This window comes from Micromonospora sp. ZG13 (assembly GCF_059359355.1).
In genome coordinates this window covers 19,832-40,911 of sequence record NZ_JCADBQ010000014.1, presented here as the reverse complement: position 1 = coordinate 40,911, position 21,080 = coordinate 19,832, and the positions used below count along the sequence as shown (strand labels likewise).

Sequence of the window (21,080 nt, the reverse complement as noted above, 5' to 3'; positions counted from 1 at the left end):
CGGCGGTCGGCACGCGCATTCCTGCCGCGCGGGCGGGTATGCGTGCCCGTCGAGGGCCGCCGACGGGGGCCGGACAGGGAGGGCGCGGTGGCGGACATGCTGGCCGGACGGCTGCACCTGGCGGAGCGGGCGTTGCGGATGGAGCCGGTGCCGGTGCCCGAACCGCGGGACGGGCAGGTGCGGATCAGGGTCGAGGCGGCTGGGGTCTGCCTCTCGGACGTGCACCTGATCGACGGCACCCTCACGCCGCTGTACCTGCCCGGCGACGTGGTGACGCTCGGGCACGAGGTGGCCGGGGTCGTCGACGCGTTCGGCGACGACGTCGAGGGCTGGCAGCCCGGTCAGCGGGTGCTGCTCCAGGCGGGGGAGCGGGACCGGCGCGGCACCGTGCTGACCCGGGGCGTGGACTACGACGGCGGCTGGGCCGAGTACGCCGTGGCCAGCGAGAGCACGGTGGTGCCGATCCCGGACGACCTCCCCTTCGAGCAGGCCTGCGTCATTCCCGACGCGGTCTCCACCCCCTGGGCGGCGGTGACGGACACCGCGCGCACCCGCCCCGGCGAGGCGGTCGGGGTGTGGGGCGTGGGTGGGCTGGGCGCGCACGCCGTGCAGTTGCTCCGCCTGGTCGGCGCGGCCCCGGTGATCGCGGTGGAGCCGCTGGCGGCGGCGCGGGAGCGGGCGGTGGCCCTGGGGGCCGACGCGGTGCTCGACCCGGCCGACGCCGCCTTCCGCGACGCCGTGCTGGAGCTGACGGGCGGGCGGGGGCTGGACGTGGCGTTCGACTTCGCCGGCGTCACCGCCGTGCGCGAGCAGGCGCTGACCGTGTTGGGCCGCCGGGGCCGGCTGGTGCTCGCGGGCATCGCCAACAAGCCGGTGACGATCGCGTCGGACAGCCCGTTCAACTACTTCCAGCAGGCGGTGCTCGGTCACTACGGCTCGGAGGGCGAGCACGTCGAGCAGTTGGTGTCCCTGGCCCGGCAGGGGCGGCTCGACCTGGCGGCGTCGATCAGCGACGTGCTGCCGCTGGCCGACGCCCAGGAGGCGGTGCGTCGGGTGCAGACCAAGCAGGGCAACCCGATCCGGCTGATCCTGCGCCCCTGAGCGGCCCGGTCCGTCGGCGTACCGCTGCTCCTCGCGCGGGGCGGGCGGGGGCGCTCACGGCCGGACCGCCGTCGGGTCGGGCCGGCCGGTACGTCGACGCCGGCGGCGTACCCCGACGATCGCGACCGCCGTCGCCGCGACCGCCGCGCCGAGCGTCCACAGCAGGGGATCCGTCCGCAGGTGTGCGGGCAGTTGCCCGGCCAGGACGAACACGCCCATCGCCGCCACGAACCAGCCGAACGCCCGGCGCAGCACGTCCTCGCGGACGCGTCCGGCCAGCCGGCCGCCGGCGAGGCTGCCGAGCACGGCCGCGGCGGTGACGGCGGTGGCCAGGCCCGGGTCGATGTCGACGGTGGACAGGTAGCCGGCCAGCCCGGCGAACGACTTCATGGCGATGACCACGAGCGAGGTGCCGACCGCGACCGGCATCGGCAGGCCGCCCAGCAGCGCGAGGGCCGGCACCACCAGGAACCCGCCGCCCGCGCCGACCAGCCCGGTGACCAGTCCGACCACGACGCCGTCGAGGAGCACCCGCGCCACGGGCAGCTCACGCCGCTGCCGCCCCGGGCCGTCGCGCCGGCCCCGCAGCATGGCCGTCGCGGTGGCGAGCATCATGACGGCGAAGCCGGCGAGCAGGACGGCGGGCGGGACGAACGCGGCGAGGCGCCCGCCGCCGTACGCGCCGGCCATGCCCGCGGCCCCGAAGAGCAGGCCGGTGCGCCACCGGACCCGGCCGGCCCGGGCGTGCGGCAGCGCGCCGACGGCGCTGGTCACCCCGACGACGAGCAGCGAGGTGGCGATCGCCTCCCGGGCCGGCAGGTCGGCCACGTAGACCAGCAGCGGCACGGCGAGGATGGACCCGCCGCCGCCGAGCAGGCCGAGGCTCACCCCGATGAGGACGGCCAGCGCGACGGTCAGCGCGAGGCTGCCGGTCACGGCAGGGGCCGGGGCGTCGGGTGGTCTCCGAGCCGACCGACGAGGGTGTCCACGTCGCAGCTCGCGCCCCGGTTGTAGGGGAGCCTGCCGAGCAGCATGCCCAGCGCGCAGGTGTCGGTGACGGCGGCGAAGGTGAGGCCGGCGCCGATGAGGCCGGCGACCCACTTCAGGCCGGGTACGAAGACCGAACCGAGGACGCTGAGCAGGACGATCGAGCCGGCGACGAGGCGGACCTGCCGCTCCAGCTCCCAGCGGGGGGTGCCCCGTCGGACCGGTCCCTGGGCGGCCTGCCACGCGGTCATCCCGCCGTCGAGGATCCTGAGGTTGGGCAGCCCGACGCCGGCGAGGGCCTGCCCGGCCCGGGCGGCGCGGGCACCGGAACGGCAGATCAGCACCACGGTCTCGTCGAGGTGCCGCCGCAGCTCCTCGCGGTGCTCCCTGAGCACGTCGAGCGGGACGTTGTAGGCGCCGGGGACGTGGGCCGTCTCGAACTCCGCGGGGGTGCGCACGTCCAGCATGCGGGGAGCGCGGCCGGAGTCGACCAGCTCGCGCAGCGTGGCGGCGTCGAGGGTGGCGGGCAGGGCGTTCGGTGAAGTGGTCATTTCTCCTCGTCCAGGGATGGCTCGCCCGTGGGCGGGCAGGGTGAGCCGGACCGCCGTCGATCGGCGTCGTTCGGCGGCGGCGAGCGCGCGACACCGTGCGGACGACCGGTGGCGGCCCGGCGCGTAGGGAAGGGGGCGGCGGTGCGGGTCGGTCAGGCGTCGCCGGGGCTCATGGCGACCCCGGCGGCCTCGGCCCGGCCGAACTTGTCGTCGATCACGACGACCTCGCGACCCGCGTTGGCCAGCAGCGAGGCGGCGGCCGTGGCCCGGTACCCGGAGCCGCAGTGCACCCAGACGGTGCCGGCGGGCACCTCGGCGAGGCGTCCGGGCAGGTCGGGCAGGGGGATGTGCACGGCGCCCTCGACGTGACCGGCGGTCCACTCGTTGGTCATCCGGACGTCGAGCACCACGTCCGGGGCGGGCAGCCCCGCCGGGGTGTCGCCGGCCCGGGCGGCGGCCAGCGCGGGAAAGTCGGCCATGCGCAGCTCGCGGAGCTGTCCCGGCTCGGTGGACCAGCGGTCGGGGTCGCCGGTGGCCCGGGCGGCCGGCCGGTCGATGCCGATGCGGACCAGTTCGCGCTGGGCGTCGGCGACCTGCTCCTCGGTCTCCGCCAGCAGGGTGAGCGGCGCGCCCCAGTCGATGAGCCAGCCGAGCCAGGTCGACATCGGGCCGTCGAGTCCGAGGGCGACGGTGCCCGCCAGGTGCGACGTGGCGTACGCCTTGCGGTGGCGCAGGTCGACGACCCACTGGCCGGCGGCGATCCGCTCCCGCAGCTCGGCGGCGTCGGCCCGGGCGACCGGGGTGAGGTCCACCGGCGCCGGGCCGGCGAGGTTCGCCACGCCCATGTGGGCGTAGTACGCCGGGTAGGCGTCGAGCCCGGCGAGGGTCTCGGTGACGAACTCGTCGGCGGCGAGCCGCAGCACGGGGTTCGCCCGCTTCTCCCGGCCGATGGTCGACTCGGGCGCGTCGGACTGGCTGGCGGAGCAGAAGCTGCCGAAGCCGTGGGTGGGCCACACCTCGGCGCCGTCGGGCAGCAGGTCGGCCAGGCGCCGGGCCGAGGCGTGCTGGTGGTGGGCGAGTTCGTGGGCGTGCTGCCCGCCGAGCAGGTCGGTGCGCCCGGTGGTGCCGAAGAGCAGTGAGCCGCCGGTGAAGACGCCGACCGGGCGCCAGCCGGAGTCGTCGGCCTCGTCGAGCACGTACGACAGGTGGTGGAACGTGTGCCCCGGGGTGGCGAGCACCCGCAGCCGCAGCGCGCCGGAGACGGGCACGGTGTCGCCGTCGGCGACCGGCGTCCGGTCGAAGTCGACCTCGTCGTCCGCGGCGACGAGGTAGCGGGCACCGGTCAGCCGGGCCAGCTCCAGACCGCCGGAGACGTAGTCGTTGTGGATGTGGGTCTCCACCACGTGGGTGACGCGTACGCCCTTCTCGCCGGCCAGGTACAGGATCCGGTCGATGTCGCGCTGGGGGTCGACCACGATCGCCACCGTGCCGTCGGAGGCCAGGTAGCTGCGGTCGCCGAGCGAGGACGTCGCGATGACGGACACCTCAACTGCCATTGCCGTACTCCTTGTGGGATCAAATACCCCGGGGGGTATGCGGCGGACACACGTCGGGTGTGCTGACGCGTGCACTCTGTCTACCCGCACACGTCGCTGTCACGCAACGTGTGCGGTGCGTTTCCTTCGGTGGTGGTCAGGCGAGGGCGAGGAAGAGCTTCTCCAGCTCCTCCTCCGTCATCTCCGGGGAGTCGCCCCGCTCGCGGGCGGCGGTGCAGTGCCGCATGCCGGAGGCGATGATCTTGAAGCCGGCCCGGTCGATCGCCTTCGACACCGCGGCGAGCTGGGTCAGCGCCTCGCGGCAGTCCTGGCCGGTCTCCATCATCTCGATGACCGCGTTGAGCTGGCCCCGGGCCCGCTTCAGGCGGGTCAGGGCCTCGCTCGTCATCTCGGGTCGCAGCTTCACCGCGCGCCTCCTCGCTCTCTCCGAGCATACCCCGGGGGGTACCCGTACGTGCCCATGCTAACCCCTCACGCGAGAGGCGTCCGCGTCCGCGCGGTGATCCTGGTCGCACCGCCGGGGCCCGACACCGGGAATCTGGGCGCCGTCGCCACGCAGGGTCCTCGGGGCATCGACGCAACGCTTATCCTGTGCCCCGACCGCCCCACCGGAAGGGATGCGATGCCGTCGCGGCAGGACCAGCTGCACTCGTACCAGTTCACCGTCCAGCGGGCCGTCGCCGCGCTGGTGATGCGGGAGACCGACCCGGCGCAGTCACCGTTCCGGCGGCTCGCCGGCGCCGGCCTGGCCAGCGTGCTGGTCGCGGCCATCGGCCTGGGCGGGTTCGCCCTCTACGGCCTCTTCACCGGGGGCGGCAGCAGCTGGCGCGACCCGGGCGCGGTGATCGTGGAGAAGGAGTCCGGCGCCCGGTTCGTCTACCGGGAGGAGAAGCTGCACCCGGTGCTCAACTACGCCTCGGCCCTGCTGATCATCGGTGCCGAGCGGCCGAAGACGGTGCTCGTCTCCCGTCGCGCCATCGACGGGGTGCCGCGCGGCCTGCCGCTGGGCATCGCCGACGCCCCGGACTCGCTGCCCGCCAGGAGCCGGCTGTCCACCGCGCCGTGGACGGTCTGCTCCGTCGCCGCCGAGGCCGACCGGACGGCGCCCCGCTCGGCGCTGCTGATCGGCGTGCCGGTCGGCGAGGGCCGGGAGCTGGGCGAGGACGCACTGCTGCTGCGCGATCCCGACGGGGGGCTGCACCTCGTCTGGCACCAGCGCCGCTACCTGGTGCGTGACCCCAACCGGGTGCTGGCCGCCCTGGCCGCGACCCGGGCCCGAGCGGTCCCGGTGGCCCCGGCCCTGCTCAACAGCCTGCCCGCTGGCGCCGACCTCGCCCCGCTGACCCTGCCCGACGAGGGGGAGCGCTCCGCGCGGGTGTCCGGGGCGCGGATCGGCGACGTCTACCTGGTGCGCAACTCCGGCGGCGGCCGGCAGTACGCCGTCGCGCTGCGCGACGGCCTCGCCGGCATCACCGAGTTGCAGGCCGGCCTGCTGCTCGCCCGCACGGGCCAGGGCGAGCCGGAGCCGATCACGCTCGGGCGGTTCGCGGCGCTGCCCAAGCTGCCCGACCTCGCCCCGACGGGACCGACCGCCCCGCCGACCGCACCGCCCCGGCTCGCCGCCGCCGACGGGGTGGCGCTCTGCGCCCGGGTGGGCGACGACGGCGGCGTCACCGAGGTCCGGCTCGGCGTACGACTGCCGGACCTCGCCGCCGCGCCGCGCACCGCCCCGGCGGCGGGTGGCGGGGTGCGCGCCGACCACGTCGTGGTGGAGCCCGGTCGGGGCGCGGTGGTCGAGGCGGTCGCGGCGCCCGGCGCGACCGGCGGCGCGATCTCCGTGGTCACCGACCTGGGCCGGCGCTACGTCCTCGCGGGCGGCGACGTGCTCGGCGCGCTCGGCTACCGCGACGTGCGGCCGGTGCGGCTGCCGGCCGGCCTGGTGGCTATGGTGCCCGCCGGCGCCACGCTCGATCCAGCCGCCGCGCGGGTCGTCGCCGCCCCCGCCTGAGCGCGCCACCGGCCTGAGCGTGCCCCCCCGCCCGGGGTCAGTCGGCGGGGCGGCGCAGCACGGTGACGGCGAAGTCGGCGTCGTCGCGCCACGGGCGCAGGTCCCACGTGGCGAAGCGGTGCTCCAGCCGCAGGCCGGCGGCGACCGCGTCGGCGTCGAAGCCGGTCAGCGGGTAGCCCCGGTCGGTGCCGAAGCCGACCGCCAGCACGCCGTCGGGGCGCAGGTGGGCGGCGACGCGGCGCAGCACCTCCCGCTCGGTGCCGGGGGCGACGAAGGCCAGCACGTTGCCGGCCAGCACCGCCGCGTCGAACGGCTCCGGCTCGCCGGCCGCCGTCAGGTCGAGCTCGGCCAGGTCGGCGACCAGCCAGCGCGGGCCGGGGTGGTCGGCGCGGGCGGCCTCGACCAGGGCCGGGTCGGCGTCCACCCCGACCACGGCGTGGCCCCGGGCGGCCAGCGCCGCGCCCACCCGGCCGGTGCCGCAGCCGGCGTCGAGGATCCGGGATCCGGGCGCGACCATCGCGTCCAGCAGCCGGGCCTCGCCGGCCAGGTCGGCCCCGTCGGCGGCCAGCCGGCGGAACCGGTCGATGTACCACTGCGAGTGCTCCGGACCGGTCTCGGTCTCCCAACGGGTCGGGTTTCCCATGCCGCCACCGTAGCCGGGCCCCCGGTGCTCCCGTGGCGGCGGGGCGGACGGGGACCTCCGCCGGCGACACGGTGTCCGCCTGCCAGAACGCCGCCAGGACAGCGACGCCCTAGCCGTCGACGCGGGCCGACGGATCGAGCACCCAGTGGTTGGTGCGGAAGAGGCGGCCGGCGAACTCCGTCTGCTCCTCGCCCACGAGGGCGAAGCCGCCCGAGCGGCAGATCGCGTTCGACGCGGCGTTCGTCGTGGCGGGGAAGGCGTGGATGAGGCCCCAGCGGCCGTCCGCCCGGGCCAGGTCGAGCACGGCGCGGACGGCCCTGCCGGCCAGGCCCCTGCCCTGGAACTCCGGCACGACCATCCAGCCGATCTCGGAGATGCCGCCGTGGGCGTACACCGTCACCGTCCCCGCCACCTCGGTGCCGCCGGCCGGGACGATCATCTTGATCCAGGCGCTGCCGTCCCGCACGGTCTCGAGGTCGCGCCGGAGCTGGGCGGACACCCGCTCGCGCGGCTGCGGGCCGCCGAGTTCCGCCATCACGACGGGATCGCAGCGCAGGCGTACGTAGGCGTCGAGGTCGCCCGGCTGCACGTCGCGCAGCCGCAGCCCGGCAGCGGGCGGGGCAGCCGCGGGCGGGGTGCCCGGGACAGCGTCGGGGGAGGCATCCACCCGGCACATCCTCCGTCGGCGCCCTCCGCGCGGCAACCCCGCCCGCCGGCTCAGCCCTTCTCCGCGCCGCTGGTGAGCCCCTCGGTGAGCAGGCGTTCGCTGGCGAAGAAGAGGATCACGATGGGCAGGGTGAGGATCACCGAGCCGGCCATCAGCACCGTCTTGGGCACCTCGACGCCGTCGGAGAGCTGCGCCAGCCCCAGCGACACCGTCCACCGGTTCGGCTTGTCGACCAGGAAGAGCAGGGCGAAGAGGAACTCGTTCCAGGCGATCATGAAGTCGTACAGGGCGACGGCCATGATGGACGGCGCCGCCAGGGGGAGGCTGATCCGGCGGATGATGCCGAGCCGTCCGGCGCCGTCGATGGCCGCCGACTCCTCCAGGCTGACCGGGATGGTCTCGAAGTAGTTGCGCAGCATGTAGACCGACACCGGCAGCGTCTGCGAGATGTAGACGAGCACCAGACCGAACAGGGAGCCGCGCAGCCCGGCCCGGGTGAAGACCACGAAGAGCGGGATGGCGATGACGATCGACGGGAAGAGGTAGACCGCCAGGAACAGGAAGTCGACCTGCCGCCGGCCGAAGAACCGCAGCCGGGCGACCGCGTACGCGCCAGGGATCGCCACGGCCAGCGTCAGCAGCGTCGCCGCGACGGCGACCAGACCGCTGTTGCGCATGAAGGTGAGGAAACCCTGGCCGCCGTCGTCGACGGCCTTCACCACCTCGGCGTACGTGTCGAACGTCAGCTCGCCGAGGCCCACCACCAACGAGCCGGGGTCGAGCAGCAGCCGCTCGATGGGGCGCACCGAAAGCACCAGCATGTAGTAGAAGGGGAAGACGGTGACCAGCAGGAACGCGGCGATCACCAGCCGGCGCAGCCAGCGCAGGCCCACCGTCTCGATCCGGTCCCGGTCCATCAGCCGTCCCTCCGTCCGCCGAAGAAGCGCAGGTACACCACCACGAACACGATGAGCACCACGGCGAGCACGACCGCCTGCGCCGCCGCCGCGCCGATGTCCGTACGCGCGGTCAGGAACTCGTAGACCCGGATGCTGACCACCTCGGTGCCGGCGGCCCCGCCGGTGAGCAGGTAGATGTCGTCGAACTTGTTGAACGTCATGATGAACCGCAGCACGCCCAGCAGGCCGATCACCGGCAGCAGCTGCGGCAGCAGGATGTGCCGGAACCGCTGGCTGGGCGTGGCCCCGTCGACCCGGGCCGCCTCCTCCAGCTCGCCGGGGACCGCTTGGAGCCGGGCGAGCAGGAACAGGAAGGCGAAGGGGAAGTAGCGCCACGCCTCGAAGGCGACGACCGTGGCCAGTGCGGTCGACTCCTGGGACAGGAACGGCACCGGGGTGTCCCAGCCGAGGAACCGCCGGCCCCAGTCGTTGACGATGCCGAGCTGCGGGTCGAGCATCACCTGCCAGACGAAGGTGACCGCGACCACCGGCGCCACGTACGGCAGCAGCATCGACGCGCGCACCAGGGTGCGGCCCCGGAACGGCCGGCGCACGACCAGCGCCGCCACCAGGCCGAGCACGATGGAGCCGGCGGTGCTGGCCACGGCGTAGACCAGCGTGGTCCACAGCGTGTCGGCGAATCCCGGGGTGTTCAGCACCCGCTCGACGTTGTCCATCGTGAACTCGCCGAACAGCCCGGTGCGCCGCAGGGTGGCCAGGCGTACCCGCTGGAAGGCCAGCACGACGGTCCAGACGATGGGTATGCCGATCACGGCGACCACGACGAGCAGCGTCGGGGCCACCAGCGCGAGCCCGGCGCGGGACTCGCGGCGGCGCAGGGTCAGTGGCCTGCGGCGGCGGGCCGGGGCCGGCCGCTCCCGGGCGGGGGAGCGGCCGGTGCCCGGTGGGGCGGTGGTCAATTGACGCCCGCCTTGATCGCCTCCACGTCCTTCTTCGCCCGTCCGGCGGCTGCGGCGGCGTCGGTCTTGCCGGCGACCACGTCGTTCAGGGCCTTGGGCACCGGCAGCTCGCCGAGGATCGCGCCGACGAGCTTGCCCTGGCCCTGGGTGAGGCCCCAGCGTTGGAAGGTGTCGGGGCTGCCGCGCAGACCCGCGAGGACCTCGTCGCCGTAGACCTCGGCGAGCGGCTTCCTGGTGTCGACCCCGGCCTGGCTAAAGTTCCAGGCGGTGAGGAACTTCTCCGGCTCCTGCGGGGTGCCCTTGCGGACGGGGAAGCGTCCCTCGGGGGACATGCCGAACCAGCGCGGGTAGCCGTCGCCGAGCATGTGCTCCACGAAGGACATCGCCGGGTCGGCGGCGGCGCCGTCGAGCACGGCCCATGAGCTGATCTCGCCGTACTGGGCGGGTTCGGTGCCGTTCGGGCCCTTGATCGCGGTGACGAAGCCGCTGTTCTTCGCGAGGAACGTCGGGTCGGACTGGCACTGCGGGCAGGTCGGCTTGGCGTCGTTTCGCAGGCCGGCCAGCTCGTCGAGGATGAACGGCGACCAGACCAGCATGGCCGCCTTGCCGGCGAAGTAGGTGGCCCGGGTGGTGTCGACGTCCTGCGCGCCCTTGACCGAGCTGGTGCGCATCAGCTCGCCGTAGAACCGGAACGCCTCGACGCACTCGGGGGAGTCCAGCTTCACGGCCCCGGAGTCGTCGGTGAGCTGGCAGTTGTTGGCCAGCGCGAGGTGCTCGAAGGTCTGCTGGGTGAACACGTCGCCGGGGGCGGTGGCGGCCGTGATGCCCGCGACGCCGCCGGTGTTGAGTCTCGTCGCGGCGGCGGCGATCCTGTCGTACGTGTCGGGGGCGGGCAGCCCGGCGGCCGCGAAGAGGTCCTTGCGGTAGACGAGCAGCTGGCCCCAGCCGTCGCTGGGCACGGCGAGCTGCCTGCCGTCGTCCGAGGTGAGCTCCAGGGCCCGCGGCGAGAAGGTCGGCCGGCCGAGCTTCTCGACGACCTCCGCGTTCGCCGAGGAGTGCAGCAGCTCGTTGCCGGCGAGGGTGCGGACGCCGGCGAGCGACACCGAGCCGACGACGTCGGGCAGTTCGCCGGCGGCGGCGCTGGAGGCGATCAGGGACGGGAACTGGTCCTCGTTGACGGTGACCAGGTCGACGGCGATGCCGGTGCTGGCGGTGAAGTCCGCGATGATCGCCTTGGTGGCGGTGACCCGGTCGGCCACGTCCTCCAGGCTCCACACGGTGATCTTCCTGCTGTTGCTGTCGGATTCTTCCTCGCCGCAGGCCAGCAGGCCGGCCCCGGTGACTGCCATGATCAGGGTGGCGGCGAGTATCCGCATCGGAGGTGCTGACATCGGTGGCACTCCTCTCGAAGGGTATGGAACGGATTCAACCCCTTCGATTGATCAATTACAAGACATATGCCGATTTATTGCCTACGATGGAGCCCAGTGCTACCGGGATGTGACTCATGGTCAACTGGGTTGTCTCACTCGCCGGGCCCCGACGGATCAGCCTCGAGCCCTGCCCCCCGGATCCGCTCGGCCCCGGCCAGGTCCGGATCCGCACCCGCTACTCCGGCATCTCGGCCGGCACGGAACTCACGCTCTACCGGGGCAGCAACCCCCGGCTGAGCAAGGACTGGGACGACGTCAGCCGGATGTTCGTGCCCCGGCAGAGCACCGTGCCGTACCCGCTGGTGGGCTTCGGCTACGAGGAGGTCGGCGAGGTCGTCGAGGTCGCGCCCGACGTGCCCGACCGGCGGACCGGGCAGGTCGTCTGGGGCATCTGGGGGCACCGCGCCGAGGCGGTCGTGCCCGCCGGCACCGTGCACCCGCTGCCCCCGCACCTGGATCCCCTCGCGGCGGTCTTCGCCCGCCCCGGGGCGATCGCACTCACCGCCGTGCTCGCCGGCGACCTGCACCTGGGCGACTGGGTGGCGGTCTTCGGGCAGGGCGTCATCGGGCTGCTCGCCACCCGGCTCGCCGTCCTCTCCGGCGCGCGGGTGGTCGCCGTCGACCGGGTGCCCGCCCGCCTGGCGCACGCCGGTCGGCTCGGCGCCCGGCTCGCCGTCGACGCGGGCGCCGAGTCGGCCGCGGCCGTGCTGCGCCGGGCCACCGGCGGCCGGGGCGCCGACGTCTGCCTGGAACTGTCCGGGGCGTACCCGGCGCTGCACGAGGCGATCCGTTCCACCGCCCACGCCGGCCGCGTCGTGGCCGCCGGCTTCTACCAGGGACAGGCCGACGGGCTCGGCCTGGGTGAGGAGTTCCACCACAACCGGATCCAGCTGGTGGCGGCCCAGGTCTCCGGGCCGACCCCGGCGCCCGGCATGGCCGGCCGGTGGACCGGGGCCCGCGTCGCACACACCTTCATGGACCTGGTGGCCGAGGGCAGCGTCGACCCGCTGCCGCTGGTGAGCCACGTCGTCGACGCGAGCGCGGTGGCCGACGCGCTGGCGCTGCTCGACCGCGGTGACGCAGACGTCCTCCAAGTGGTGCTGAGGTTCTGATGACGATTCCCCTGGCCTGTCAGGAGCAGCTCCTGCCGGGCACCGACCTGATCCAGAAGTACGCGCTCGCCACCGCGCTCGGCTACGACGCCATCGAGCTGCGCGGCGCCGGCGACCTCGGCCTCGCCCGCCGGCTGCCCGAGCTGCGCCGGGCCCGCGCCGCCGGGGTGGTCATGCCCACCGTCTGCGTGGAGATGGACCACTTCATCGGCGACTTCGACCCCGAGCGCTCCCGCGACGCCGTACGCAACCTGCGCTCCCAGCTCTCGGTGATCGCCGAGCTGGGCGGCGTCGGCGCGCTGACCCCGGCCGCGTGGGGGATGTTCTCCCGGCGACTGCCGCCGTTCGAGCCGCCCCGCTCGCCCGCCGACGACCGGCAGGTGCTCGTCGACGCCCTGGGCGAGCTGGGCGAGCACGCCCGCGCCGAGGGGGTCACCCTCTTCCTGGAACCGCTGAACCGGTACGAGGACCACATGGTCAACCGGCTCGACGACGCCGTCGCCCTCTGCGCGACCGTCGGGCTGCCCTCGGTGCGGGTGGTGGCGGACACCTTCCACATGAACATCGAGGAGGACGACGTGCACCGGGCGCTGCGCGCCGCCGCGCCGTACCTCGGGCACGTGCAGGTCAGCGACTCCAACCGGTTCCAGCCCGGCACCGGGCACCTCGACTGGCCGGCGCTGGTGCGCACCCTGCTGGAGATCGACTACCGGGGCTGGCTCGCGCTGGAGTGCCGGCTGCGCGGCGACCCCGTACGCGCCCTGCACCAGGCCGCCGCCGTGCTGCGCCACGCCCAGCCCCGGCAGGCGGCGGCGTGAGCACCGGGACAGCCGGCGGCGCGTACACCGCCGACGCCGGGGCCCGCGACGTCGGGGCACTGCGCCGTCTCGCCGTCGCCACCCTCGAGGCCAACTGGGAGCACGACCACACGGTGCCCTCGCGCACCCTCTACCCGCACCAGTGGAGCTGGGACTCGGCGTTCATCGCGATCGGCTGGTCCCACGTGCGCCCCGAGCGCGCCTGGCGGGAGCTGACCAGCCTGTTCCGGGCCCAGTGGCGCGACGGGCGGGTGCCGCACATCGTGTTCAACCCGGCGCTGCCCGTCGGCTCGTACTTTCCGGGCCCGGAGTTCTGGGCGTCGGGGCACGCCGAGGGCGCCCCGGCCGCCGCCACCTCCGGGCTGATCCAGCCGCCCGTGCACGCGTCCGCCGCCTGGCTGGCGTACCGGCGGTCCCCCGGCGGGGCCGGGCGGTCGGCGCTGCGCCGGCTCTACCCCCGGCTGGTGGCCCAGCAGCGCTACCTCGCCACCCGCCGGGACGTCGGCGGGGGCGGGCTGGCCTGCGTCGTGCACCCGTGGGAGTCCGGGCTGGACAACAGCCCCGCCTGGGACGCCCCGCTGGCGGCGGTGCCCGCCGACGCGGCCATCATGCGCGTGTACCGCCGGCACGACACCGCGCACGCCGACGCCGCGCACCGCCCCACCGACCTCGACTACGCGCGCTACGTCGCGCTCGTGGCGTCCTACCGCGAGCGCCGCTACCGCGACGACGACCTCGCCGCCCGGCACCCGTTCCTGGTGGAGTGCCCCCTGGTCAACGCCGCGATGGGCGCCGCGGAGCACGCCCTCGCCCGGATCGCGCCGTTGGCCGGCGCCGACCCCGGCCCGCACCGGGAACGCGCGGCGCGGATCACCGAGGCGCTGGTGCGCCGGCTGTACGACCCGACGACCGGCACCTTCCAGCCCCGGGACCTGCGCGCCGACCGGCTCGTGCCGGCCCGTACGGTGCTCGGCCTGACCCCGCTCGTCCTGCCCGACCTGCCCGCGCGGCAGGTGTCGGCGCTGCTCGCCGAGGCGTGCTCGCCGCGCTTCGGGCTGGCCGCCCGGATGGACCGCCCGCTGCCCAGCCACGACCGCACCGCCGGAGACTTCGAGCCGCTGCGCTACTGGCGCGGGCCGAGCTGGATGAACATCAACTGGCTGGTACGCCGGGGACTGCTGCGCCACGGCCGCCCGGACCTGGCCGCGGGCCTGCGCGACTCGATGATCGAACTGGTGGCCGGCGCCGGCTGCCACGAGTACTTCCACCCGGACACCGGGGCCGGGCTCGGCTCGCCGGCCTTCGGCTGGACGGCCGCGCTGCTGCTCGACGTCCTCGCCGACGACCCGGCCGGCTGAGCCGACCCGTCCCCGTCAGCTCAGCCCGACCCGTTCCGGTCGGCTGAGCCCATTCGTCCCGCCGGTCAGCCCGCGGGCACCAGCTCCCGCAGCAGCCGCTGCACCCGCGCCCGGATCTCGTCGCGGATCGGCCGGACCGCCTCGACGCCCTTGCCGGCGGGGTCTTCGAGCCGCCAGTCCTCGTAGCGCTTGCCGGGGAAGACCGGGCAGGCGTCGCCGCAGCCCATGGTGACGATGACGTCGGAGGACTCGGCGGTGGCGTACTCCAGCAGGGTCGGCGTCTGCGTGCTGATGTCGATGCCGACCTCCCGCATCGCCTCGACGGCGGCCGGGTTGACGGTCCCGGCCGGCGCCGAGCCGGCGGAGCGCACCTCGACGGCGTCGCCCGCGAGGTGCCGCAGCCAGCCGGCGGCCATCTGCGAGCGGCCGGCGTTGTGCACGCAGACGAACAGGACACTGGGCTTGTCGCTCACGGCGGTGTTTCCTTTCAGCGCGAAGCGGAGACGGTCGGCCGGCCCGGGGCCGGTGACGGGAAGAACCGGCGGCGTGCCCACAGCGAGACGTAGACGAGGGCGACCAGGACCGGCACCTCGATCAGCGGCCCGACCACGCCCGCCAGGGCCTGCCCGGACGTGACGCCGAAGGTGCCGATCGCGACGGCGATGGCGAGCTCGAAGTTGTTGCCGGCGGCGGTGAAGGCCAGCGTCGTGGTGCGCGCGTAGCCGAGGCCGACCGCCCGGCCGAGGGCGTACGAGCCAGCCCACATCACCGCGAAGTAGACCAGCAGCGGCAGGGCGATACGGGCGACGTCCAGCGGTCGGTCGGCGATCGCCTCGCCCTGGAGGGCGAACAGGACGACGATGGTGAAGAGCAGCCCGTACAGCGCCGCGGGGCCGATCTTCGGCAGGAACCGGCGCTCGTACCAGTCGCGGCCCCGGGTCCGCTCGCCGAGGCGGCGGGTGAGGTAGCCGGCCGCCAGCGGGATGCCCAGGAAGATCAGCACGTTGCCGGCGATGTCCCAGCCCGACACGGCCAGTTCGGCGCCCTCCAGGCCCAGCCAGCCCGGCAGGACCGCGAGGTAGAACCAGCCGAGCACGCCGAACGCGAGCACCTGGAACACCGAGTTGAGCGCGACCAGCACCGCGGCGGCCTCCCGGTCGCCGCAGGCCAGGTCGTTCCAGATGATCACCATGGCGATACACCGGGCCAGGCCGACGATGATCAGGCCGGTGCGGTACTCCGGCTGGTCGGCCAGGAAGATCCAGGCCAGGGCGAACATCAGCGCCGGCCCGACGACCCAGTTCAGCACCAGCGAGGAGACCAGCAGCCGCCGGTCGCCGGTGACGGAGTCGAGCCGGTCGTAGCGGACCTTGGCCAGCACCGGGTACATCATGATCAGCAGGCCGAGGGCGATGGGCAGCGAGACGCCGCCGATCTGCACCGCGTCGAGCGCGCTGTCCAGGCCGGGCACCAGTCGGCCGAGCAGGAGGCCGGCCGCCATGGCGAGGCCGATCCAGACCGGCAGGAACCGGTCGAGGCGGGACAGGCGTCCGACCACGGCCGTCTCGGCCGGATCGTCGTGCGTGGTGGTGCTCACGGGGCTCCCGTTCGGGTCGTCGGTGGGGGCGTGTCAGCGGTCGGACCCGCCGCGTCGCCCCCGGTGGGACGCGGCGATGGTCCGTGCGGGCAGGTCACAGGCGGGTGGCCGGCACGCCGAGCTGGTCGAGCAGCCGGCGGACCCGCCGCTCGATCTCGTCGCGGACAGGCCGTACGCCGGCCAGGTCGAGGCCGGCGGGGTCGTCGAGCTCCCAGTTCTCGTAGCGGGTGCCGGGGAAGACGGGGCACGCGTCGCCGCAGCCCATGGTGACCACCACGTCGGCGGCGCGGACGACCTCGTCGGTCCAGGGTTTGGGGAATTCGTCGGCGATGTCGATGCCGCGTTCGGCCATCGCCGCCACGGCGGCGGGGTTGACCTCGGTGCTGGGCTCGCTGCCGCCCGACCAGGCCACGGCGGCGTCGCCAGCGAGGCGGGCGAAGAAGCCCAGCGCCATCTGCGAGCGACCGGCGTTGTGCGTGCAGAGGAAGAGGACCACCGGGCGGCCGTCGCGGTGGTGCCCCTCGACCCGGGCGAGCGCACGCAGGCGCTGTCGGGCGAAGCGCTCGGCCAGGAGGGGCAGGAAGTGGGGGACGCTGCCGAGAGTGGCGAACTGTTCGTAGCTGGCGTGCAGGAACCGCTCCACGGTCTCGGCGCCATAGCTGCCGTCGAACTCGGCGGCCAGCCGGGTCGCCGCGGTGCGCAGGGCGACCTGCTGGTCGACGGCGAGATTCGGGTGGGAACGGGTGTCGGTCATCGCGATGCTCCTGGGGTGACGGCGGGGGCGAGTCGCTCGACCCGGGCCTCGATCTCGGCGAATGCCGCCTCGAACGCCTCGTCTGTGTCGACGCGGACGGGGTCGGGCACCGACCAGTGCAGGCGGGGGCGGGCCGCACCGGTGAAGCCCTCGTGCGCGTTGTCGCAGACGGCGACGACCAGATCCTCGGCGCGTACGACGTCGTCGACGTGGGCGGTGCCGACCGGGTCGAGACGCAGCCCGTGGCGGCGGGCCACCGCCACGGCACGGGGGTGCACCCGGTGGGCCGGGCGGGTGCCCGCCGACGCGGCCGGGGCGTGCGTGCGCCGCGTCCAGAGGGCGGCGGCGAGCTGGGAGCGGGCCGAGTTGTGGGTGCAGACGAAGACCACCCGGCCCACGTCGGCCAGCGGCGGCGGGGTCAGCGTCGACAGCACTGTGGGTCGCAGCCGCAGGTAGGCGCGGCGCCGGTCACCCTCGGAGCGCGTGCGGGTGACCAGGCCGGCGTCGGTGAGCACCTTGACGTGGTGGGCCACCAGGTTGGTGGGCAGGTCGAGGGCGTGGGCGATCTCGCCGGGGGAGGAGTCACCCAGCAGCAGCGCGTCCACGATCGCCAGGCGCGCCGGGTCGCCGAGGGCGGCGTGGATCCGGGCGCGGGCGGTGAGGGAAGCATCAGCGTCCATTGACTCAATACTTGCTGAGTTATCGCGCCGGTGTCAAGCGAGGGTGGCGTGCTGCACCCGGACGCCCCGCCCACGGCGGGGCCGTTTGCCGGCACCGGGGGCGGGTAACCGCCGGGCCGGTGACGACAGGAGGCTGCCGTGCGGTTTCCCCTATTCGTCGACGCGGTGTCCCGCCGCGCGGGGCTGCCCACCGCGCAGTCCGCCACGATCGCCCGCGCCGTGTTGCAGACGATGGTGGAACGGATGAGCGGCGCTGCCGCCGGCCGCCTCCCCGACGACCTGGACGGCTATCTCGGCGAGCCCGGTCCCGGCGCGGCCCCGGCGGGCGCGGCCGGGCCGGCGGACTTCGTACGCCGGGTGGGGGAGCGGGCCGGGGTGGACGAGGCCACCGCCCGGGCCGGCACCGGCGCCGTCTTCGCCACCCTGCGGGAGGCGGTCACCGTCGACGAGTTCCGCGACATGGTGGCCCGGCTGCCCCGGGACTTCGACGGCATGACCCAACCGATCCCCCGACCGGACGCCTGACCAGCCACCCCGACACCCGCCCGGCACGCGGATCATCGCGGTCGGGCAGCGCGCCTTATGCTGCTTCCGACGTGACGGTATAGGCAGATCATGAGGCCCCCGGGGAGCATGGCGAGCGGCCCGATCGCAGTCCGCCCGTGCCCCCGCGGGGCGCCGCGCCCCGGGTCGGTCCGGCGCACCGCACCGGACGTCACCGTTCCGGCGACAGCGCCACCGGAACGGCCCCTTCGACGAAAGGCGCGCGGTGACCTGGTTCCTCTCCGCCGGCGACTGGCGCTCGGCGCCGGTCCAACTCTTCTGCCTGCCCTACGCGGGCGGGGGCGCCAGCGTCTTCCGGCGCTGGCAGGACGGGCTCGCCCCCGACGTCGAGGTGCTGCCGGTGCAACTGCCCGGCCGCGAGAACCGGATCAGCGAGAACCCCGTGTTCCGGGCCGCCGACGTCGCGTACGCCATCGCCGAGCGCATCCGCGGCCCGTACGCCATCTACGGCCACTCGATGGGGGGCCGGGTCGGCTTCGAGGTGGTCCGCGAACTGCGCCGCGCCGGACGTCCGCTGCCGCTGCGGCTCTACGTCGGCGGCGCCCGCGCCCCGCACGTCAGCGCCCCCAGCCACTTCGACGGGCTGTCCCGGGTGGCCGACGACGAGCTGCTGCGCCGCCTGGAGGCCGGCGGCGGACTGCCGGCCGGGCTGCTGGAGTACCCCGAGCTGGTCGAGCTGCTGCTGCCCCTGCTACGCGCCGACTTCGCGCAGGTCGACGACTACCGCTACACCCCCGAGGAGCCGCTGCCGATGCCGATCGTGGCGTTCGCCGGCCGCGACGACGACACCGTCAGCCGGGAGCACAGCGACGGATGGCGGGAGCACAGCGCCGCCGGCTTCACCCTGCGCGAGATCGACGGCGGGCACTTCTTCCTCAACGAGCGGCTGCCCGAGCTGCTCGCCGCGATCCGGGCGGACCTCGCCGCCGCCCACGCCGACATGCCCACCCGCCGCCTCGGGTGAGCCCCCCGCCACGGCCGTCGCCGTCAGGACCACGATCCCGCCGACGGGCGACGAGCCGTCAGGACCACCGTCCCGCCGACGTCGGCGACGTCGGCGGGCGACGACAGGAGCGAGAGCATGAGTGACCCGAGCGCCACGCTGCCGGTGGTCGTCGAGGACGACGGGCGCGAGCTGACCGAGCTGATCGCCGCCCGCCGCGCGGAGCTGCGCGCGAGCCTCGTGGCGCACGGCGCCCTGTTGTTCCGCGGGTTCGACGTGGGCGGCGTCGAGGGCTTCGACCGGGCGGTACGGGCGCTGTCGGGTGAGCCGCTGCCCTACACCGAGCGTTCGTCGCCCCGGCACGCCATCGCCGGGCGGGTCTACACCTCGACCGACTACCCGCCGGACGAGGAGATCTTCCTGCACAACGAGAACTCGTACCAGGCCCGCTGGCCGCTGACGTTGTTCTTCCACTGCCTCACCCCGCCGCACACGCGGGGCGCCACCCCGCTGGCCGACGTCCGCCGGGTCCACGACGAGATCGACCCGACCGTACGCGAGGAGTTCGTCCGCCGCCGCTGGATGCTGGTACGCAACTTCCACGGCGACTTCGGCACCCCGTGGCAGCACGTCTTCGGCACCGGGGACCGCGCCGAGGTCGAGGCGTACGCGGCGGCGAACCGCATCGAGGTGCAGTGGCAGGGCGCCGACGGGCTGCGTACCCGGGCGGTGCGCGACGTGGTGCACCACCGGCCCGGCTCGGACACCCCGCGCTGGTTCAACCACGCCACGTTCTTCCACGTGAGCACCCTGTCCAGGGACCTCCAGGAGGGGCTGCTGGCCATGTTCGGCACCGAGGGACTGCCGGCCAACACCTACTACGGCGACGGCGGCGAGATCCCCGCCGACGTCATGGAGCACCTGCGGTCCGCGTACCGGGCGGCGAGCGTCCGCTTCGACTACCAGCGCGACGACGTGCTCGTCGTGGACAACATGACCGCCGCGCACGGGCGGGAGCCGTTCACCGGCCCCCGCAGGATCGCCGTCGCGATGGCCGAGCCGCACACCCCCTGACGGCCGCCCGGCGCCCGCCTCAGGCGTCCTCGTAGCGGTCGGCGACGTCGGCCTCCGGCAGCTCCTCCGGATCGGCGACCCAGGCGGAGAAGACCGGCACCCCGTGCCACGGGCCGGGCGCCCCACCGCCGGCCCGGTCGTCGGTGGCGACCGCCACCACGGCGTACGGGTGGCCGAAGCGCAGCTCCGCGACCCGGGCCACCCCCTCCGGCGGCAGGCTGAGCGTCGCGGCGAACCCGGTGACGGCCGCCGCCTCGAAGCCGTACCGGCCGTAGCGGGCCATCGCCGCCTGGGCCGCCTCGAACTCCAGACCCGGCTCGTCCAGCAGCTCCCCGAACACCCGCGCGACGGCCGGGTAACCCAGGCCGGGCGCGCTCAGCCCGTGCCGGCTGCGGGCCGACCAGCAGGGCAGCACCGCCGTCGTCCGCTCCTCCCGGCCGTCCGGCGCGTTGGTGCGGGTCGGCTCCTCGCGCAGCGTCCACAGCGGGCCCTCGCCCAGCGGCACGTCGAACAGGGAACGTCGTGCCGGCAGGTGCCCCTCCGGCGTGTCGGCGGCGACCGCCGCAAGCTCGTGGGCCGCCGCGAGGACGTCGCCGGCCGGCACGTCGGGCGCCGCGACGACGGAGACCACCAGCAGCCCGGCCGCGCCGTCGGCGGTCCGCGCCGGCCGGGCGGGGGCGGCGTGCACGGCGACGGTGCCGGCCCTTGTGGTGTCGGCGATCCAGCAGCGGTGGCCGTACCGCGGGCTGCGCAGCGCCCGGCGCAGCGCGCCGGCCCAGGCGCTACCGGACCCGAGCGCGTCGGCCGGTGCCACCTCGAACGGGGTCGCCCACGAGACCCGGGTGGCCAGCGCGCTGGCCAGCACCAGCAGCACCTGCGGCGTGACCGTCAGCGGGAACGCCTCGACGAGCCCGAGCGTGTGCTCGCGGGCCCACGCGTCGAGCCCGGCCTGCTCCGGCAGCGCCCCGGTCGCGGTCGACGCGGGCAGGGTCCCCCGCCACCCGTCGAGCCCGGCGCTCGCGCGTCCCGACCGGTGCCAGAACGCGGTCGCCGAGGGCACCAGCGGATGCGGCGCCGCCAGCAGGGCGTGGGCGGCCGTGGCGGCGGTCCTGGCGTCGGTGCCGAGCGCCTCCTCCAGCGCCGCGCGGGTCGCACCGGTGGCGGCCGGCGCGGCGAGCGCCAGCAGCAGCCACGCGCCGAGCGGGGAGGCGACGTGGTGCCCGTCGCCGGTCACGGCGTGCAGGCGGTCGGCGTAACGGGCCAGGGGCGTACGGATGTCGGTCGTCACCGCCCCACTGTGCCCGCTCGACCGGCCGCCGTCACCACCACCGTCGCGAGCCGCCCCGGGTTTTGTC

The 21,080-nt window shown here is 74.9% G+C and carries 22 protein-coding genes; 8 read left to right on the top strand and 14 right to left on the bottom strand.

Annotated features, from left to right (window positions below; translation table 11 throughout):
* Positions 1 to 96: 96 nt before the first annotated feature.
* On the top strand, positions 97 to 1,101 hold the full coding sequence (locus AC5L34_RS23815; protein WP_441177001.1) for an alcohol dehydrogenase catalytic domain-containing protein: 1,005 nt from the start codon (positions 97 to 99) through the stop codon (positions 1,099 to 1,101).
* A gap of 54 nt (positions 1,102 to 1,155) precedes the next feature.
* Here AC5L34_RS23815 and AC5L34_RS23810 read toward each other — a convergent pair whose 3' ends face one another.
* The 4 genes from AC5L34_RS23810 to AC5L34_RS23795 form a co-directional block, all read right to left on the bottom strand.
* Positions 1,156 to 2,037, bottom strand: a complete 882-nt coding sequence (locus tag AC5L34_RS23810; RefSeq protein WP_363624903.1) for a sulfite exporter TauE/SafE family protein — start codon at positions 2,035 to 2,037, stop codon at positions 1,156 to 1,158.
* Entirely contained in the window at positions 2,034 to 2,639 is a 606-nt protein-coding gene (locus AC5L34_RS23805; protein WP_441176966.1) for a rhodanese-like domain-containing protein, read from the bottom strand. Before AC5L34_RS23805 ends, AC5L34_RS23810 begins: the two co-directional genes overlap by 4 nt.
* Before the next feature lie 152 nt (positions 2,640 to 2,791).
* Positions 2,792 to 4,195, bottom strand: coding sequence for an MBL fold metallo-hydrolase (locus AC5L34_RS23800; protein WP_494827038.1), 1,404 nt, complete (start codon positions 4,193 to 4,195; stop codon positions 2,792 to 2,794).
* A gap of 136 nt (positions 4,196 to 4,331) precedes the next feature.
* A complete protein-coding gene (locus AC5L34_RS23795; protein ID WP_089000744.1) occupies positions 4,332 to 4,601 on the bottom strand; it encodes a metal-sensitive transcriptional regulator in 270 nt (89 codons plus the stop codon).
* 216 nt (positions 4,602 to 4,817) lie between these two features.
* On the opposite strand from AC5L34_RS23795, the gene eccB reads away from it, so the two are divergent.
* Positions 4,818 to 6,203 carry a type VII secretion protein EccB gene (gene eccB / locus AC5L34_RS23790; protein WP_494827037.1) on the top strand — a complete coding sequence of 462 codons (1,386 nt, stop codon included), beginning with the start codon at positions 4,818 to 4,820 and terminating at the stop codon, positions 6,201 to 6,203.
* A gap of 37 nt (positions 6,204 to 6,240) precedes the next feature.
* Here the strand turns inward: eccB and AC5L34_RS23785 are convergent, their stop codons facing one another.
* The 5 genes from AC5L34_RS23785 to AC5L34_RS23765 form a co-directional block, all read right to left on the bottom strand.
* A complete protein-coding gene (locus tag AC5L34_RS23785; protein ID WP_089000742.1) occupies positions 6,241 to 6,846 on the bottom strand; it encodes a class I SAM-dependent methyltransferase in 606 nt (201 codons plus the stop codon).
* A gap of 109 nt (positions 6,847 to 6,955) precedes the next feature.
* Positions 6,956 to 7,513: a GNAT family N-acetyltransferase gene (locus AC5L34_RS23780; protein WP_494827035.1), complete on the bottom strand. Its 558-nt coding sequence runs from the start codon at positions 7,511 to 7,513 to the stop codon at positions 6,956 to 6,958.
* Positions 7,514 to 7,563: 50 nt separating this feature from the next.
* Positions 7,564 to 8,430, bottom strand: a complete 867-nt coding sequence (locus AC5L34_RS23775; RefSeq protein WP_441176962.1) for a carbohydrate ABC transporter permease — start codon at positions 8,428 to 8,430, stop codon at positions 7,564 to 7,566.
* On the bottom strand, positions 8,430 to 9,392 hold the full coding sequence (locus tag AC5L34_RS23770) for a carbohydrate ABC transporter permease (RefSeq protein ID WP_494827034.1): 963 nt from the start codon (positions 9,390 to 9,392) through the stop codon (positions 8,430 to 8,432). Before AC5L34_RS23770 ends, AC5L34_RS23775 begins: the two co-directional genes overlap by 1 nt.
* Complete coding sequence (locus AC5L34_RS23765; RefSeq protein WP_494827032.1) at positions 9,389 to 10,783, bottom strand: ABC transporter substrate-binding protein; 1,395 nt, start codon at positions 10,781 to 10,783, stop codon at positions 9,389 to 9,391. Before AC5L34_RS23765 ends, AC5L34_RS23770 begins: the two co-directional genes overlap by 4 nt.
* Positions 10,784 to 10,899: 116 nt before the next feature.
* On the opposite strand from AC5L34_RS23765, the gene AC5L34_RS23760 reads away from it, so the two are divergent.
* The 3 genes from AC5L34_RS23760 to AC5L34_RS23750 are packed head-to-tail and all read left to right on the top strand — an operon-like array spanning position 10,900 to position 14,113.
* Positions 10,900 to 11,937: a zinc-dependent alcohol dehydrogenase gene (locus AC5L34_RS23760; protein ID WP_494827030.1), complete on the top strand. Its 1,038-nt coding sequence runs from the start codon at positions 10,900 to 10,902 to the stop codon at positions 11,935 to 11,937.
* Positions 11,937 to 12,755, top strand: a complete 819-nt coding sequence (locus AC5L34_RS23755; RefSeq protein ID WP_441176958.1) for a sugar phosphate isomerase/epimerase family protein — start codon at positions 11,937 to 11,939, stop codon at positions 12,753 to 12,755. The genes AC5L34_RS23760 and AC5L34_RS23755 overlap by 1 nt, the downstream gene beginning before the upstream one ends.
* A complete protein-coding gene (locus tag AC5L34_RS23750) occupies positions 12,752 to 14,113 on the top strand; it encodes an MGH1-like glycoside hydrolase domain-containing protein (protein ID WP_494827027.1) in 1,362 nt (453 codons plus the stop codon). Before AC5L34_RS23755 ends, AC5L34_RS23750 begins: the two co-directional genes overlap by 4 nt.
* Before the next feature lie 65 nt (positions 14,114 to 14,178).
* On the opposite strand, the gene AC5L34_RS23745 is transcribed toward AC5L34_RS23750, so the two are convergent.
* The 4 genes from AC5L34_RS23745 to AC5L34_RS23730 all read right to left on the bottom strand — a co-directional run bounded on the left by AC5L34_RS23745 (position 14,179) and on the right by AC5L34_RS23730 (position 17,144).
* Positions 14,179 to 14,586 (bottom strand): arsenate reductase ArsC, encoded by a 408-nt coding sequence (locus tag AC5L34_RS23745; RefSeq protein ID WP_441176956.1) that lies wholly within the window; start codon positions 14,584 to 14,586, stop codon positions 14,179 to 14,181.
* 14 nt (positions 14,587 to 14,600) lie between these two features.
* Entirely contained in the window at positions 14,601 to 15,710 is a 1,110-nt protein-coding gene (gene arsB / locus AC5L34_RS23740) for an ACR3 family arsenite efflux transporter (RefSeq protein ID WP_441176955.1), read from the bottom strand.
* Between the two features lie 94 nt (positions 15,711 to 15,804).
* Positions 15,805 to 16,464: an arsenate reductase ArsC gene (locus AC5L34_RS23735; protein ID WP_441176954.1), complete on the bottom strand. Its 660-nt coding sequence runs from the start codon at positions 16,462 to 16,464 to the stop codon at positions 15,805 to 15,807.
* Positions 16,461 to 17,144 (bottom strand): arsenate reductase/protein-tyrosine-phosphatase family protein, encoded by a 684-nt coding sequence (locus tag AC5L34_RS23730; RefSeq protein WP_441176953.1) that lies wholly within the window; start codon positions 17,142 to 17,144, stop codon positions 16,461 to 16,463. The genes AC5L34_RS23735 and AC5L34_RS23730 overlap by 4 nt, the downstream gene beginning before the upstream one ends.
* Positions 17,145 to 17,282: 138 nt before the next feature.
* On the opposite strand from AC5L34_RS23730, the gene AC5L34_RS23725 reads away from it, so the two are divergent.
* The 3 genes from AC5L34_RS23725 to AC5L34_RS23715 all read left to right on the top strand — a co-directional run bounded on the left by AC5L34_RS23725 (position 17,283) and on the right by AC5L34_RS23715 (position 19,725).
* Positions 17,283 to 17,669, top strand: coding sequence for a DUF2267 domain-containing protein (locus tag AC5L34_RS23725; protein ID WP_441176952.1), 387 nt, complete (start codon positions 17,283 to 17,285; stop codon positions 17,667 to 17,669).
* Between the two features lie 244 nt (positions 17,670 to 17,913).
* On the top strand, positions 17,914 to 18,672 hold the full coding sequence (locus AC5L34_RS23720) for a thioesterase II family protein (RefSeq protein ID WP_441176951.1): 759 nt from the start codon (positions 17,914 to 17,916) through the stop codon (positions 18,670 to 18,672).
* A gap of 117 nt (positions 18,673 to 18,789) precedes the next feature.
* The gene (locus tag AC5L34_RS23715; protein ID WP_441176950.1) at positions 18,790 to 19,725 is read left to right on the top strand and encodes a TauD/TfdA family dioxygenase; all 936 of its coding nucleotides are present in this window, start codon (positions 18,790 to 18,792) and stop codon (positions 19,723 to 19,725) included.
* A gap of 19 nt (positions 19,726 to 19,744) precedes the next feature.
* Here the strand turns inward: AC5L34_RS23715 and AC5L34_RS23710 are convergent, their stop codons facing one another.
* The gene (locus AC5L34_RS23710) at positions 19,745 to 21,013 is read right to left on the bottom strand and encodes a hypothetical protein (RefSeq protein WP_441176949.1); all 1,269 of its coding nucleotides are present in this window, start codon (positions 21,011 to 21,013) and stop codon (positions 19,745 to 19,747) included.
* Positions 21,014 to 21,080: the final 67 nt, after the last annotated feature.